The organism is Marisediminitalea oceani, from assembly GCF_003731635.1.
Taxonomy (GTDB): Bacteria; Pseudomonadota; Gammaproteobacteria; order Enterobacterales; family Alteromonadaceae; genus Alteromonas; species Alteromonas oceani.
This window is the reverse complement of the sequence record NZ_RCUA01000045.1, coordinates 11,842-28,144: the sequence shown is the minus strand read 5'-3', so window position 1 is coordinate 28,144 and position 16,303 is coordinate 11,842. Positions and strand designations below refer to the sequence as shown.

The window sequence follows — 16,303 nt, the reverse complement described above, 5'->3', positions numbered from 1 at the left end:
CAGGGTATTCAATGAAAACGATAATAACACTCCTTGCACTGACGCTTGGCGCTTCTGCCGCGTGTGCTAAAACCACAGTACTGACCGCCGACCGTATGATCGACGTGGAAAATGGCAAGCTGATCACTAATGCTGTAGTAGTCATGGAAGACAATACCATTGTGGCTGCCGGTACCAAGCGTTCGGTAACGATCCCCTCTGATGCCGATGTGATGGAACTGGGCGATTACACGCTCATGCCCGGTTTAATGGATATGCACGTTCACCTCACCTCTGACGCCACCAAACACGGCTATAAACGTCTGGCGGATTCCCTGCCGCGTGTCACGCTGACCGGTGTAAAACATGCCGAAGCCACGCTTATGGCAGGCTTTACCACAGTGCGTAATGTTGGTGCTCCCGGCTTTGCCGATGTGGCCTTAAGAGATGCCATTAACGATGGCGACATTCAAGGGCCACGGATGTTTGTTTCGGGCCCATCGCTGGGCGTAACCGGCGGGCACTGCGACAATAACCTGCTGCCTTATGAATTTCATACCGTCAGTGAAGGCGTAGCAGACGGCCCCTGGGCAGTTCGTGAAATTGTGCGTCGCAACATTAAATACGGCGCTACGGTAATTAAATTCTGTGGCACCGGTGGCGTATTATCGAAAGGTACCAAAGTGGGTGTGCAGCAATACACCTTCGAGGAAATGCAGGCGCTGGTAGACGAAGCCCACATGCGCGGCTTAACCGTTGCCACTCATGCGCACGGTACAAGTGGCATTAAAACAGCCATTAAAGCCGGTGTAGACTCGGTAGAGCACGTTAGTTTACTGGATGAGGAAGGCATTGAACTGGCGCTCGAGCATGGCACTTACTTCTCGATGGATATTTACGTTACCGAGTATATTTTAAGTGAAGGCGAAAAAGCCGGCATCCTAGAAGAAAGTCTCGCTAAAGAGCGTATTGTGGGCAAACGTCAGCGTGAAAACTTTCAGAAAGCGGTGAAAGCCGGGGTGAAAATGGTGTTTGGTTCGGATGCCGGGGTTTACCCTCACGGTGACAACGGCAAGCAGTTTGCCCGCATGGTGCGCTTTGGTATGACACCAATGCAGGCGATTCAGGCAGCCACTATTCATCCGGCAACACTGCTTAAACAACAGGAAACTTTAGGCAGTATCAGAGCCGGTAAAAAAGCCGATATTGTGGGCGTAAAAGGTAACCCGCTGGATGATATTTCGCTGCTCGAAAACGTTGGCCTGGTGGTTAAAGATGGCCATATTGTAAAATCTGTAGCCATGTAACTTTCTAATTTTAAATTGATTTTAAAAAATCCCGCTAAAAAAAGCGGGATTTTTTTATGCACACTATTGAAAAAGAACCAGCTGCACATATCTCTTTTACTGTCGGGGCTTAAAGATAAGACCGGCAGTACCATCGCCGCTAAGCGGGATGGTGTTAAACCTAACTTTACATATTGCTTAATTGCGAGGATATGACTATGCGTACTATCGATCTATCTCCACTTTACCGTTCTTTTATTGGTTTTGACCGTTTGGCATCCATGATTGATGCAGCTTCTCAAAACGGCAATCAAGCCACCTATCCGCCTTACAACATTGAGTTACTGGGCGAAGACAAATACCGAATCAGCATGGCCATAGCCGGCTTCAGCAAAGACGATGTGACCATCGAGGTGCTGGAAAACGCGCTGACTGTGGCCGGTAAAAAAGAGGCCGAGGAAAGCCAGGATGAGGAACAAAAACGTCAGTTCCTGCATAAAGGTATTTCTGAGCGCAACTTTGAACGTAAGTTCCACTTAGGCGACCACGTAAAAGTAACCGGCGCTAACCTGGAACACGGGCTACTCAATATCGACCTGGAGCGTGAAATTCCGGAAGAGAAAAAGCCCCGCCAAATTGAAATTGGCAGTGCATTACTGGAAAACAAACAGTAACCACTAAGACATTATCTCCCTGCTAAGCGGCGCTAAATGCGCCGCTTTCCGATTGCTTATTTGTAGAAATTCAAACCCAAGCTGACAGCCAGCAAAAAACAAACACTATACCTTCGAGGGTATAATTTACTACTTCTATCTTTGTTCAAAAGCAGGCGTACTAACTGAGAGTTGACCTACTAATTCGAACCTTGGCTAACCTGTTATTTTATTATTTGGTCATATATACCGTGCTTTCAATTTTGCAGGAGTAACAAGCTCGTCGATAAGTGAGTTACTAATTAGTAAATGTTTCTATTTTTCAGTGCTCTATTGACATTTATAGTTAAAGAAATTGCAGTTAGAGCCGATATAGTTCACCGACAAGCTGTTTGAGTTTTGAGATATCATGGAATGACTTTATTTGTTAACACTAACACTTCATCAATTTCTGCACGAAACTCTTTATTCAGCACATCTAATACCTTGTCGCTGGCATATGAACGGTTATCTTCGGGGTTAAGAATAAATCAGGCCGCAGATGATGCGGCGGGTTTACAAATCAGTGACAGGATGACATCGCAAATAGAAGGGTTAAAAGTTGCGGTTCGAAATGCAAATGATGGGATTTCGCTTACTCAAACAGCTGACGCCGCATTGTCGGAAACTACGCAGAATCTTCAGCGACTCAGGACGTTAGTAATCCAGGCGTCGAATGGTGTTTACAGCCAGGCTGACATCGCTGCCCTGCAAAAAGAGGCAACGGCATTAATTGGAGAAATCAACCGTAACAGTCAGAGTACGGAGTTCGCCGGAGAGAAAATCCTCAACGGTCGTTATGAGAGTAGCTTTCAGGTGGGAGCAAACGGTGGACAGGGCATTGGAGTCAACATTACTAACAGTGAAAGCTCTACCTTCAGCAGTATAGGATTAGGCATTGCAGGACTTGATTTAGCCTCCTCACGTGTTGGCCCTGTCTATGATGGCTCCGAGATCAGGGATAGACGTGGATCCGCTTTGCCCGGAAACATACTGTTCGACACAAGAGGTATAACTGCGGGAAATTACAACGTTTTGGTAAGCATTGCTAGTGAGAGAAAACACGTGGAGGTTTCAGTAAACCTGACTGGCAATGATGTATGGAATGGCGCAACCCCAGATGCCGACAAACTTGCCGAAGAGGTGAACAGGGCGTTAGGTGGCAGTATTGCGACGGTTGAAAACGGAAGGGTAGTATATGGAGGTGCTGATGCTAATAGTGAAACACCTATTGTTACTGCCGAAGCTGATTCGAATCTATCGAGCATTAACAGTAATTCAAACAGTGTTTACACATCTGATGGCAGAGAAGGAAAAGGCGCACTTGAAGCGCTTGAAAATGCACTGGGTATTATAGGTGATGTACGAGCCAGTTTGGGAGCAACTCAGAATCGTTTTCAATCAACTATCCGCAATCTTTCGAACATCCAAGAAAATATGAATGCATCGAGAAGCAGAATTACAGATGCCGACTTTGCACAAGAGACTGCCGCTTTAGCGAAAGCCCAGATTTTGCAACAAGCAAGTACGACTGTGCTGTCACAAGCAAATCAAGCGCCTTCATTAATCCTTTCTTTATTGTCCTAATACACCTAATTTAAGTTTATCTCGCTGTGTTAATGACTAATCCACTCAATCGGCCTGCAACGACAATTCCACACTGCTCGACTGAGACTGCAAGTGTTCGCGGCTGTTAAGTAAAAACAGGCGTCCGGCATCGACCTGAGCCTGATTAACCAAATAGGCCTTCACACGCTTGCCACGTTTTTGTGCCAGTGCGGCCAGTTCGCTCTCGGGAATGGTAATACTGTCTCTCAAGCGGTTATACATCGATATATGCAAGGCTCGCGTGACCTGCTGTTCGGTAACGGGTTCGTCATTGTTATTTTGCAGTTGCGCCCGGATCTGCTGTTGTTCGTCCTGAATGGAATCCGAGAATGTTTCGCTGAACAGGGTTTCAAGGGTACTCGCTAACGGCCCCTCAAGGGGCACATTACTGGCAGAGAAGTTATCCGGTAAAGCATCCTGTGCACTGCGTTCAAGAAGTTGTTGGTGTAGTTGCGCCACCGCCAGTTCCCGGGCGTCGCTCACTGCATCAACTGTGCCCTCTATACTCACCCGTAAACCCGGCCGCTTATTCAGCGCTTCGGCCAGCGTAGTGAGGCGTTGTGTAGCTTGTTCATCAAGTGAGTCTTGGCCTGCGGCGAAATCGACCCGGTTAAGTTCATCCTCACTGCCCACCAGACTGGCCAGAAAGGTAAACGGCGCGGTCACGGCTTTGGTGATCAGATTGCCCAGGGCATTTAAAATAATCGAGCCGAAACTGAAATCCGGATTATCTAGATCGCCAGACACTTCAAGACCCAAATCAATCACCCCATCGTTATCCTGCAGCAAGGCTACAGCCAGGCCCAGTGGCAAACTCAGCGCCTGCTCCGAATCACTTTTTCTGCCCAGCGTAAGCTGATCAATTACTACGTGATTATTGCCATCAAGCTCACTGTTTTGTACCTTGTAGCGAACATCCAAAGACAATAGCCCTTTATCGATGTAATAGCCCATGTAAGTGCCTGAATAAGGGTTCACCGAGGAGAGCTCAGCGCCCTCAACGGCAAAATCCAGATCGAGGAATAATTCTTCCAGCAATGGGTTAATCTCGCCCTTGAGAGACACCGGCGCATAACTGTCTATCTTGCCGTTAATGGCAACCTTCGCAGCACTCCCGGCATCGGAGGTGAGTTGCTCAATAGAACCGTTTAGCGATTCAATACTCGACGCAAACTGCGGTGTTAAGGACTCATCAGCGAAGTAAGCACTGCCGTTAATAAGGTTAATGGCGGCGATACTGATTGCTAAAGTTGAGCCTTCAGCGTCGCCGGTTTCTGGCGTATTAACAGAGTCTCCCTCAACGACGCCTGTTTCTGGCGTATCAACAGACTCTCCTTCAGCTTCGCCGTTTTCTGGCGTATTAACAGAGTCTCCCTCAGCGTTACCGGTTTGCGATGCATCATCAGAAAAAGATTCACCACTACGGATAATCGCACCGATATTGGTTCGTTTTTGCTCGTCGATAAGGATTTTCGCGTAGGGCTCGGTAATATTAATCGAGGCGATAGCCAGCGTATTGTCGTCAAGACTGAAGCGTAGATCGGCTACGTCCAGGGATTGCCATTTAACTAACGGCTCGTAGTGCAGTCCATCCAGAATGGTCAGGTTATCAACGGTTGCATCACCACTCACCAGTAGCTTTTTACCGCTCTCTGCAACTTCGTAGCGGGTAGTGGCGGACAATCCCCCCTCAGATAAGGATATGTTAACGAAAGGCGTTAAATACGACTGCACCTGTGACAGCGCGATATCCGCGATTGTAAGCTCACCGACTACTGCCTGCGTTGCCAGATCGGCACTGCCTCGAGTGATTAATTCTCCCTGGGCATTCTCCGGTATAGCCTGAGAATTACCGCTGATAGCCAGTGTAACATCATAGTCAACAGGCACTGAGAAGTCGCTGTCTATTTTGCTTGTTGTCACCGTAATCGGATGAACCCGCCAGTACATGCTCTGTGCAACGGCTTTATCGTGAAGTTGGACATCGCCCTCGCTAATCGCCAACTCACCCAGCACAACCTGCCAGGCAGTTGTTTCCTCTGGCTGTGAGTTATCTTCGGGTTCCGCGTTATTTTGTGCTATTCCGGCTGGCATCAGCAGACTAACCAAATCCAGCCCGTCATTGTCGTAAACGCCGTTGATATAAGGCGCTTCAAGCTTCAAGCCAGCAATATCCACCCGCTGCGAATCAGTGTCTAGCCGCATATTGGTTAAGCTAAACGTATCCAGCGAGATGCGTTGACTGGTTGTATCAGACAGCGCCAGTGAATGAACAGCCAGCTGACCATCATTTGCCCTGAAGTTAAAGCCTTGTTCCGTTTCCCTCAACTCATAACCTACTGAGAAATCCAATGTCCCATCGGTTAACCGCGCTTTGATGATGTCATCAGACAGCGGCCATAGCGGTGGCAGGGCTAGTTTCTTTATCACCACTTTGCCGGTAAGAGCCAGTGGCGCGAGCTGAAACAGACCATCCACGTACAGGGTGCCGCCTTCGGTAGTCGTTACATTCACCTGGTACAGATTATCCGGGCTGCCTTGTTCTTTGCTTTGTGCGCTATCTGAAATCGTCGCATGGGTATCCAGATTAGCCAGCTCCAGCGCCAGGTCGGGATAAACCAGTTCAGCACCGCTGACCCGGTCGAAGATTTCTACTTTGCCATCGGTTACATTTAACAATCCGAGTCGCAGGTGCGGGATGCCGTTTTCATCACCCGACTCTTCGTTTGTCTCCTCGGGCGAACTTTGTGACTGAATATGCCGAATGATATCTGAAAAGTTAAACTCCGTGGTTTCACCACCCTGCTCACGGGCTAACCGCGCATAAGGACCGTTTAAATAGAAATGCTCAAGGGTTGGTGTAAAAGTTAATAAGGTACGCCAGAATGCCGCATCGGCCTCCAGTTGAGTAAAGCGGATAAAGTCGCCCTGTTGATCTGCTTCTGCAATGCGAAAATTTGCCACCCGTACACGTAACAAAAAGGGATTAATCGAGATGGTATCAACGGTCACTTCCCGCCCGAGGCTTTGCGATAAGACCGTTGGCAATTTCGCGGTTAATACATAAGGCGTTATTAGCCCGAGTAACAATGCATACAGCAAATACGCCAGCAGACACCATTCACTTACACGCAACCAGCGCGGCTGCTGATGATAACCTTTTCGCCAGGTATTAAGCTTGCTCATAAAAAATCCATTCCTGATTGCTCCCGTTGCGGCTGTTTGCGGCGCTTATGCCTGTCACAGTAGCAGTTAAATATCCGGCTCACAATTTACCAGGCATTGTCCGGAGTCGCGCTGCCCTTGATGGTCATTGATTAGTCCCAGACTGACAAAATTTCGTTTAGCTTATGACCTGAAGTTTCGGCCATTTCTCTAACCATTGCTTGCTGGCTATGCGCTGTTCAAATATAACCTTACTACGCAGCGGATTGTGAGTGAGTTTACCCTCAAGCAATGATTGAACCCCAAAAGGCGCAGCCAGCTCCAGGTGGTGGTTGTCATTCAGGCGCACGCCCACCGCCGTCTCTTTTTCCGGCCAGTAGCGCATGGCATCTGTGCTGTTTTGATAAGCCGGGTCCTGATTGCGATGATGCATCACGGCCTGATTTTTAACCTGCCAGTTAACATCAGGTAACGTATTGGCCAGCTTCTTTTCGATGTCTTCCGGCGCCAATTGTTGTTGCTTGTCATAATAAATAACATCCACATCGTTAAGCGGTGTAGGTGGATAGTCGTGCAAAGCATCCCAGACCATATTGCGCACAAACCCGGCGGCAATAAAACAATCCGGCAACTGCAGTGCCTGCACCGCCTGTAATAGGTGCATCCTCTGTTTGTCCTGGCGTAGCATGGCCTCAATAGTTTTCATGGAGCGCCCTATCGGCTGTCAAAACCAGCGCCACAGCACTGAGTTGCGGCACCGCATACAAGAAGAAGTGCACATATAAGCGGTTAAAAAATCCCTGCCGATTGCTTTGTTTATATTCCATTGATTATCTTTCTGACAAACACACTTTATGCAATATCAATCCTAATCCGCTAGCGAGTTTTAGAATAGCTTGCGCAGTTTTCCGCGCTTATTACCGATAAAGTAGCTAAATTACACTCAACCCCTGATGCAGAATAGTTTACACTGGTTCCATTATTTAATCCTCCGGTAACCAACAGGAAAACAAAGTGCCCTCCATGCAGTCAGGCGCTGACAGCCAAGCCTCTTTATCCTTTGCAAAATTATTAAAATTACTCGGTCCGGGCGTATTGATGGCCACTGCCGCCATTGGTGGCAGCCACCTGGTAGCCTCTACTCAGGCCGGGGCTAAATTTGGCTGGCAACTGGCATTGCTGATCCTGGCCGTAAACCTGTTTAAATACCCGTTTTTCCGGGCAGGGGTGAGCTACACCATCAGTAGCAATAAAACCCTGCAACAGGGTTATCTCACCATGGGCAAGCCCTATTTGCTCATGAGTTTTGCACTTAACGGTATTTCTTCTTTTGTGAATGCCGCTGCCTTATTGCTGTTTTCAGCCAGCTTACTGGGCTACTTTATTCCGTTTGATGTGGCGTTGCCCTGGCTGGCCGCTGTATTACTCATCGTATCGCTGGTTATCCTGCTGGCCGGCCATTACCATGCGCTCAATCAGGTGGCCAAGGTGATTATGATAGCCCTGGTTATCGCCACTATTTCGGCCACCGTGATTGCCTGGCAACAAGGCCCGGTTGCGCCGGCCGACTTTGAATCCCCCTCGCCCTGGACGCTGGCAGCTATTGGTTTTCTGGTGGTCACCATGGGCTGGATGCCCGCCCCGATTGAAATATCTGGCATCACTTCACTATGGTTAAAAGAGCAGTGTCACGAAGCTAAAGTCACGCCGCAATCGGCCTTATTCGACTTTAACCTCGGCTATCTGGTTACGTTACTACTGGCCCTGATGTTCCTGGCACTGGGTAGTCTGGTATTGCATGGCAGCGGTCAGGAACTGGCGAGCGGCGGTATCGGCTTTTCGCACCAGTTGGTAGATTTATATGCATCCACCATTGGTGAATGGTCCCGTTATCTGATTGCCGTAATTGCCTTTTTATGTATTTTTGGCTCGGCGATTACCGTGTACGACGGTTACTCGCGGGCCCTGGCAGAATGCTACACGCTGCTCAAAGGCAAACAGGATGTGTCTGATAGTGTGTTTGCGGTATGGTTGTTACTGGTGGCTGCGGCCAGTTTTGCCATGGTTTTATTCTTCCAGTCTGCCCTGCTGGCTATGCTGGGGTTTGCCATGACCCTGGCCTTTATGACCACGCCGGTCTTTGCCTGGCTTAACTACCGCCTGGTCAACCGTCATGATATCCCGGAATCTCTCAGAGGGGGCCCGGTAGTGCTGTGGCTAAGCCGGGCCGGACTGGTTTATTTATTTGGCTTTCTGATTGTCTTTATCATCTGGAAATGGTTCCTCTAAGCTCATCAAGGTATCAATAATGAAAACACTCTACACCCGTCTCCTGCTGCTGGTCTTTTCGTTAAGCAGCTTTGTAACTTATGGAGAAGCGTTTCGAAACGTAGAGATAAGCACCTCGCAGCAGGCTTTACCGCCGGTTATGATCCAGGGGCCAATGCCCATCGAAGCGCAATATTTCGCGTCCTTACTGAACGATGTCCGCACTGAGAAGGCAGGTCAGGCAACGTTTTATATTGGTACTTTCAACGGCTATCCGGTAGTGGTTGCGCAAACAGGTAAAGGCCTGGAAAACACCGCTGCCGCCACCGCGATTGGCATTGAACGTTATCATCCCCGGGCCATTATTAATCAGGGTACATCCGGCGGACATGATCCTGATTTACAGGTTGGCGACATTGTTTTAGGCAAACGCAGCGTCAATGCGAGTAATTTTAAAACCCCTTTTCGTGATAAAGGTGAAGGCTCTGCTCCACTTGACTGGTTACCCATGGATCTTCTCGCCTCTGAAGGCAGTGCCGGCGAGGGAGACTCAGCCAAAGATGCAGAGCGTATTCGTTACTATGTTGCCGATGCTGAGTTACTGGCGGCGGCTCATGCGGTAAAAGATCAGTATAAGCGCGGTAAAGTAGTGGAAGGCACTATCGCCAGTGGAAATTTCTGGAACAACGAGCTCGACCGAATCGCCTGGCTGCATACCAAATTTGGTACCAGTACTGAAGAAATGGAAACCGCCTCGGCAGCACAGATTGCACACAGTTATGGTATTCCTTTTCTGGGGATCCGGGTCCTTTCCAATAATCTGACCAACGGTGGCCATTACGACCCGTCTACAGCAACCGATTGCCAGGCCTTTGTTAAGCTGGTAATCGAACAGTATATTAAACACAGTAAAAGGTAGCTCCTCAGAGCTACCTTTTGTTACGTAAAGGTTTTAAATTGGTGAATAAGGCAACGATGACTGATGAGCCACAATTCTTAGCTTACCTGATTTGTCTTTAACGTAAGCAAAGGTATATTCCACTTTAGTCTCGCCCCCGTTGGTGTCGGTAAAGTAATAATTCCCCATGGCCACCGCCATGCTGCAGCTGTTATTAATAATGCCGACATTATCAAACTTCACTTTGGTGTAGGGCTTAATGGCAAACCCTTTATCTTCAGAGTAAGCCTCGTTACCGCCCACAAAATACGATAAAGCCGCATCAAAGCTCGATCTAAACTGTACTTTAGCGGCCAGCGTCGGTTTAAATAACACGCTGCTCAGGTCGTAGCCGTACATATCCTGAATAAAGTCTGCCGCAGCAGTGGTATAGTCGCCGTCAGATGAATAGACCGATCCTATTCTTACAATCCCGTCGCCCCAGAGTTTCTGAGCCTCTACCACTTCGCGTTCTGAAATACAGGCATCTGAATAGAGCAGACGATTATCCACCACCGACGCTGCTGCAGTATTTGCCGCAGGCTCATTCATACTGCTTTTTAATTGCTGGGATTGTGCGGTTGCGCAACCTGTTAACACGGCCGAGGAGAACGATAGAACCACTAACATTTTCAAGTTCATTTTTTGCATAACAATACTCTCTTTTCCGAAATCAGATAACTAACCAGTGCTGAATAATCACTGCTTGGTGCTCATGTATAAGAATATTCATCACGCCTGAATAAAGCTTGAAAGGAAGATTAAAAGAACATTAAAAAGACAACCGCCCCCTAGCTATTGAATAAGTAGCGTGCCTGCAATGCCAATTAATCTGCATCAATAATCTGAGTTTTATTGCTTTTCGTATTCCTAAGGGTGTCTATACTTAAAGTGTAAATCTGCAGTCTTTTAAGTGGGAGCCGTGGATGTTAAGACAGCTGGTGTACCGCAGTCGTGCAACCCAAAAGATGTCGGAACCGGATATCGATAAAATTGTCGCTGACTCTAAGCCTTTTAATCAGGCTAACGATGTTACCGGGTTATTGCTGTTTGATGGCGAGTTTTTCTTTCAGGTACTTGAAGGTGAAGGCGATGTGATCCACAGGCTGTTTGAGCATATAAAAACCGACCCGCGCCACACCAATATTGTAAAAGTGCTCGACAGCGCCTGTGCAAAGCGTGACTTTGGTAAGTGGAGCCTGCGAACATTAATTCTTAAGCCCGATAGCCAGTGCTACTGGCTCCCTTCAGATCTTGCTGTAAGGCGCGACAGCAGAGTATTTTCACTGCTTAACAGCTTTGCCACCGGGCGCTGGCGCAGTTGTGTTTCTGCAGCCGAACGCGCCACTGTTGAGTGTACTATAGCCACCAGCCAGATTGACCTTACCCCCTACCCTTCCAGCGATATTCAGTTTGCCTTTCAGCCCATCGTAGATACCCGGATTGGAGGCATTTCATCTTATGAAGCGTTGCTGCGTAACAGTGAAGGCCGTTACCCTGAATTAATTCTGGCCGATCTGCCTGAGCAGCAAAGATATGAGTTTGACTTAAAATCCAAAGCCATTGCCATTGCCCAGGGGGCCAAACTGTTACAGCCTGGCCAGTCTTTATCGGTTAATTTATTGCCTGGGGCAATAACGAAAAACGAACGGGTAGTAAGCCAATTGCTGGACTATCTCAAAGAAGGCGGCTTGAAGCCTGAACAGCTTATTCTGGAAATTACCGAAAGTGAAATGGTCAAAGAAAACGACGCCTTCTTTGCCGTCATTGAAGATATTCGTGCGGTAGGGATCCGGCTGTCGCTTGATGATTTTGGCGCCGGTTATGCCGGCCTCTCGTTATTGGCCGACCTGATGCCGGATAAAATCAAGCTGGATCGCGCTATCACTCATGGCATTCACGAAAGCGGACCACGCCAGGCGATACTGCATTCGGTATTCGAATTTGCCAATGCCACCGGCAGCCACTTAATTGTAGAGGGGGTGGAGACCTTCGACGAATGGCTGTGGTTAAACAACGCCGGTGTACGTAAATTTCAGGGCTTCCTGTTTGCCCGCCCGCAGCTAAACGGTGCCAACGCTATTTATTTTGATGCCAGGGAACTTGCCGGCCAGCAATAACAGCTGTTGCACAGCATTATCAATGCTGTGCAACGGTGTCTTAACTTACTGGTCGATTTTGCCCAGCATTACCGCCAGATCGTCTATTCGGCTTACGGTGTCTTTTACCAGTTTATCAATCTCATCACTGGCCTGCCTGGAGTGCGACGCCAGACTTCTCACTTCATCGGCCACCACCGCGAAGCCGCGGCCTACGTCACCCGCCCGGGCCGCTTCAATGGCCGCATTAAGCGCCAACAGATTTGTTTGCTCTGAAATGCCGTTGATAGTGCCGATGATGTTGCTGATGGTCTGACTAACATTCAGCACGCCTTTCATAGATTCCTGGGTTTGATTTACGGCAATCCGGCGGGCAGTAATATCAATGCCAAATAATACGTACTGGGTAATTTCATTCTTAAAGTTTTTCAGCGCGCAAATACCGGCATCCAGTGACAACATAAAATCACCCTGGCCAAAGTTGATCTGCAATTTGATATTGCCGCTGTCCTGCAATTCAGCCTTATGTTCTGCGGTGAGTTGCTGTAAAACATGATCCACAAAAGCCTGCTGCGTGGCACTTGAGCCGAGTTTTGTGGCCAATAAATCACTGGGCGTTTTAAGCTGGCCGTCTTTATCAATGTCAAGTAACACTAATGAATTGTCGATAGCATTGATCTTACGAGTAAAATCGAGCGCCATCTGTTTAACTTCGGTAATGTTAGCCTGTACCGAAATGTAGTTCTTCACCTCGCCTTTTTCGTTCAGGATTGGCGTGATAGACAACGACACCCAGTAAGGCTCACCACTCTTGGTATAGTTTAGGATTTCATCATAAAACGGCGTGCGATCGTGCAGGTTTTGGCGAATGCGGGCAATGGTATCAGGTGAGGTTTCCGGCCCTTGCAGGAAATCCCCCGGTTTCTTGTGTTTAATTTCTGTCAGCGAATATCCGGTTAATCTTTCAAAGCCTTTATTCACATACACAATTAAACCGGCCGGATTGGTAATAATAACCGAGTTATCCGTTTCGTTAGCGACCATAGAGAGCATCTCACGCTCTTCCCGCATCAGTACTTCCTGGGTTACATCTTTAACAAACGCGGTATACAGCGTTTTGTTTTCAAGCCTGACTTTCGACAGCGATAACTGGCCCCAAAGCACTTCACCATCTTTACGTTCGATTTTTATTTCCCGGCTGGTACCGACGATTTTATCCTTACCAGTTTCGCGATTGGCATTTACATAACTATCGTGATTCGCCTGAATGGCCTGCGGAACCAGCATCTTAACGTTTTGCCCGAGGACTTCCTGACGGTCATAGCCCCAAAGTTTCTCTGCCGTAGCATTAAATAAGGTAACGCAGTTATGCTCATCGATGCAGACTACCGCATCCAATGCCTGCTCCAGAGTTTGCGCCATAGTTTCCCTGGAATCGCGCTCCTGAGAAATATCCCGCACAAAGGCGGTGTAATGGATGTGCCCGTTAAGCACGATTTTAGACAGCGACAGCTGTACCCAGAGCTTAGTGCCATCCTTGCGTTGTAACTGCACGTCCCTGGAACTGCCGACAATCTTATCCTGACCGGTCTGGCGATGATGGTTAACGTTATTATCATGATTTGCCCGCAATTCGTGCGGTAGCAGCATGGCCACGTTCTTACCAATCACTTCATTTTTACGATAGCCCCAGATATTTTCGGCCGCCTGATTAAAAAACGTCACCCGGTTTTTTTCGTCGATACTGACTACCGCAATAATGCTTTGCTCAAGGGCCTGAAAAGCCTGGTTGGTTTTTGTCTTCTGTTGCCAGAACATGCTGCACTCCACCTATAAAAATATGTCTACCTCAGATGGCGTTTACCGAGCACTTCCAGGCTGCAAGGAGCAAACCGCGCTCAGTCAAACCGTATGTAATACGCGACAAATTTACATTGCGTTCACAAAGCGTAGTTCAAAATTGTGCTGTTTTTCGGATTTTTACGTATTGGATGTTAAAGCGTTGCGAAGTAAGTTCATGTATAAGCGAAAAATCTATCTGTTTGGGATCACCTCAGGGCTGATCATGATGATTGCTCTATGCTGTACGGCTGTTTCTGCCTACCTGACACAAATTAACCTGGAGCAAAGTAATACCGGACAAACACTGCTGGCAGAACATCAGAAACTCAGCAGCATCTCCTATCGAATGTTCAAACAACTCACCGACGAGCTGATTTTTGGAGAAAGTGCCAACCAGGCTATCATTCGCAACAAACAGGCGCTTATTGCTCAGTCATTAGACAAAATTCGCCGTCTCGAACTGCAACAAAGGCAGGCTCTGGGCAGCAAGATGACCGCCGGCAGCATTGAAGATACCGACGAACTGGCCGGCCTGATAGACGCCATCATCAGCGAATTTAAGGCCATCACAGCCACCTATAACAACACCCCGCTGGACCAGCAGAACCGCTTGCAGACCTTGCTCGAGGTAAAGATTGATAATGAATTTCGTGAGGCAATTAACGCCGCTGTAGTACGGCAGGGTAATGTGGTTTCAGCCATTAATGCCAAAATAGAAACCCTTAACACTGCCATTGTGTGGTTTGCTGTGGGCGTGGCGCTGTTTGCCATGCCATGTATTATCCTTGCCTGTTACTGGCTGTTTAATCAGCTCTATCAGCCGCTAACCATTATCAACAACGGCACTAAAGCCATTGCAGCAGGCGATTACCACCAGCGCTTACCAGAAACCCTGGATACCGAATTCTCCCAACTGGTATCGTCGCTAAACCTGCTGGCTTCGCGCCTGGCCGACCACGAAATGCAAGCCGAACATTCTCGCAAGCAGCTGGAATTTGAGGTAGAGCAGCGCACCCGGGAAATCAAGCAGGTCAACGAACAACTTACCAGGGTTGACTCTCGCCGGCGTCAGTTTCTGGCTGATGTCTCACACGAACTCAGAACGCCTCTGACCATAATCAGGGGTGAGGCCCAGGTTACTCTGCGTCAGTCTTCTGCCTCGGAAGAGGTTTACCGGGAAACGCTGGACTCAATATTGCTGCAGGCGGTGAACCTCAGTGAACTGGTAGATGACTTACTGTTGCTGGCCAGAGCCGAACTAAGTCAGTTAAAACTGGACACTTCGCGCCAGCCGCTAGGCGATTTCCTGCAAAATCAGGTTAGCCAGTGGCAGCGCCTGCACGAAGATCGCCACTTTACCCTCGACATTGACGAGATGGCCAACGCGTTAGAGCTCAAATTTGACCTGCAGCGCATTAAGCAGGTGGTTGCTATTATGCTGGATAACGCCTGTAAATACTCAGCGCCTCAATCACCCATTAACGTGTCATTAAAGCAGTTAGATACCAGTGCCTGCATTGAGATAAAAGACTTTGGTGAAGGGATCTCCCCTGCTGATATTAACCATATTTTTGAACGCTTTGTGCGCTTTAAGCACAAGTCCGAAGGACTGGGGCTTGGCCTCGCCATTGCCAAAGCCATTATTGAGGCGCATGGCGGGGAAATACAGGTTAACTCCACCCAGGGAGAAGGCACCCTGTTTCAAATTTATCTGCCAATGGATGTTGAATAATGAAAATTCTGATTGCTGATGATGAACTCTCGCTGGTCAATTTCCTTTATCGCGGACTCACTGCCGAAGGGTTTGAATGCATCAAAGAAACTGCACTGCATAACCTGGTTGATTTAGCTAAGCGGGAGCAGCCTGATTTGCTGGTGCTCGACAGAATGTTTGGCGAAGACGATAGCGTGGAGATACTGCCCGCCCTGAAACAGCTCAGCCATGGCCCTATGGTGTTACTCCTGTCGGCCCTCGATGATATTGTAGAGAAAGTAACCGGGCTCGACAAAGGCGCCGACGACTACCTGTGCAAACCCTTCGATTTCGACGAGCTGTTGGCCAGGGTTAATGCGCTGGGCAGACGGCATCGCTCGCAACCGGCTAAAGCGCCTCGCCAGCTGAGCTTTGCCAACCTGCAACTGGATCTGGAGTCCAAACTGGCCAGCATTAGCCAAGACGGTAAAGCTGAAGAACTTACTCTAACCAATATCGAATTTAACCTGCTGAGCTATTTTATTGAGTCGCAAAATAAAGTGCTCACCCGGGAGCGTATTTTAAGCCGGGTCTGGCAAAGCAACACTGATCCGCTGACTAATATTGTGGATGTTTATATCAGCCGCCTGCGCCAAAAACTGCCGCCTGCTGCCGGCATCGAAATCGCCACGATCCGCGGTAATGGTTACCGGTTAAAGGCATTGAGTTAATCC

Annotated in this window: 12 protein-coding genes; 8 read left to right on the top strand and 4 right to left on the bottom strand. The window is 48.4% G+C overall.

The window, feature by feature from the left end:
* Positions 1-11: 11 nt before the first annotated feature.
* From D9T21_RS14095 to D9T21_RS23135, 3 genes are all read left to right on the top strand, one after another.
* The gene (locus tag D9T21_RS14095; RefSeq protein WP_123325600.1) at positions 12-1,286 is read left to right on the top strand and encodes a Xaa-Pro dipeptidase; all 1,275 of its coding nucleotides are present in this window, start codon (positions 12-14) and stop codon (positions 1,284-1,286) included.
* 197 nt (positions 1,287-1,483) lie between these two features.
* Positions 1,484-1,939: an Hsp20 family protein gene (locus tag D9T21_RS14090; protein ID WP_123325599.1), complete on the top strand. Its 456-nt coding sequence runs from the start codon at positions 1,484-1,486 to the stop codon at positions 1,937-1,939.
* Between the two features lie 393 nt (positions 1,940-2,332).
* Positions 2,333-3,544: a flagellin N-terminal helical domain-containing protein gene (locus D9T21_RS23135; RefSeq protein ID WP_123325598.1), complete on the top strand. Its 1,212-nt coding sequence runs from the start codon at positions 2,333-2,335 to the stop codon at positions 3,542-3,544.
* A gap of 45 nt (positions 3,545-3,589) precedes the next feature.
* On the opposite strand, the gene D9T21_RS14080 is transcribed toward D9T21_RS23135, so the two are convergent.
* A complete protein-coding gene (locus D9T21_RS14080; RefSeq protein ID WP_123325597.1) occupies positions 3,590-6,751 on the bottom strand; it encodes a DUF748 domain-containing protein in 3,162 nt (1,053 codons plus the stop codon).
* 157 nt (positions 6,752-6,908) lie between these two features.
* Complete coding sequence (locus D9T21_RS14075; RefSeq protein ID WP_123325596.1) at positions 6,909-7,436, bottom strand: nucleotidyltransferase family protein; 528 nt, start codon at positions 7,434-7,436, stop codon at positions 6,909-6,911.
* Positions 7,437-7,753: 317 nt separating this feature from the next.
* Between D9T21_RS14075 and D9T21_RS14070 the strand changes: the two genes are divergently transcribed.
* The gene (locus tag D9T21_RS14070; RefSeq protein ID WP_123325595.1) at positions 7,754-9,019 is read left to right on the top strand and encodes an NRAMP family divalent metal transporter; all 1,266 of its coding nucleotides are present in this window, start codon (positions 7,754-7,756) and stop codon (positions 9,017-9,019) included.
* 19 nt (positions 9,020-9,038) lie between these two features.
* Complete coding sequence (locus tag D9T21_RS14065) at positions 9,039-9,917, top strand: 5'-methylthioadenosine/S-adenosylhomocysteine nucleosidase (protein WP_123325594.1); 879 nt, start codon at positions 9,039-9,041, stop codon at positions 9,915-9,917.
* Positions 9,918-9,950: 33 nt separating this feature from the next.
* Here D9T21_RS14065 and D9T21_RS14060 read toward each other — a convergent pair whose 3' ends face one another.
* Entirely contained in the window at positions 9,951-10,586 is a 636-nt protein-coding gene (locus D9T21_RS14060) for a phosphoribosyl-AMP cyclohydrolase (RefSeq protein WP_241155716.1), read from the bottom strand.
* A gap of 275 nt (positions 10,587-10,861) precedes the next feature.
* On the opposite strand from D9T21_RS14060, the gene D9T21_RS14055 reads away from it, so the two are divergent.
* On the top strand, positions 10,862-12,055 hold the full coding sequence (locus tag D9T21_RS14055) for a diguanylate phosphodiesterase (RefSeq protein WP_123325592.1): 1,194 nt from the start codon (positions 10,862-10,864) through the stop codon (positions 12,053-12,055).
* Between the two features lie 45 nt (positions 12,056-12,100).
* On the opposite strand, the gene D9T21_RS14050 is transcribed toward D9T21_RS14055, so the two are convergent.
* The gene (locus tag D9T21_RS14050; protein ID WP_123325591.1) at positions 12,101-13,852 is read right to left on the bottom strand and encodes a PAS domain S-box protein; all 1,752 of its coding nucleotides are present in this window, start codon (positions 13,850-13,852) and stop codon (positions 12,101-12,103) included.
* Positions 13,853-14,051: 199 nt separating this feature from the next.
* On the opposite strand from D9T21_RS14050, the gene D9T21_RS14045 reads away from it, so the two are divergent.
* Positions 14,052-15,608 carry a sensor histidine kinase gene (locus tag D9T21_RS14045; RefSeq protein WP_123325612.1) on the top strand — a complete coding sequence of 519 codons (1,557 nt, stop codon included), beginning with the start codon at positions 14,052-14,054 and terminating at the stop codon, positions 15,606-15,608.
* Positions 15,608-16,300, top strand: coding sequence for a response regulator transcription factor (locus D9T21_RS14040; RefSeq protein ID WP_105933581.1), 693 nt, complete (start codon positions 15,608-15,610; stop codon positions 16,298-16,300). Before D9T21_RS14045 ends, D9T21_RS14040 begins: the two co-directional genes overlap by 1 nt.
* Positions 16,301-16,303 lie beyond the last annotated feature (3 nt).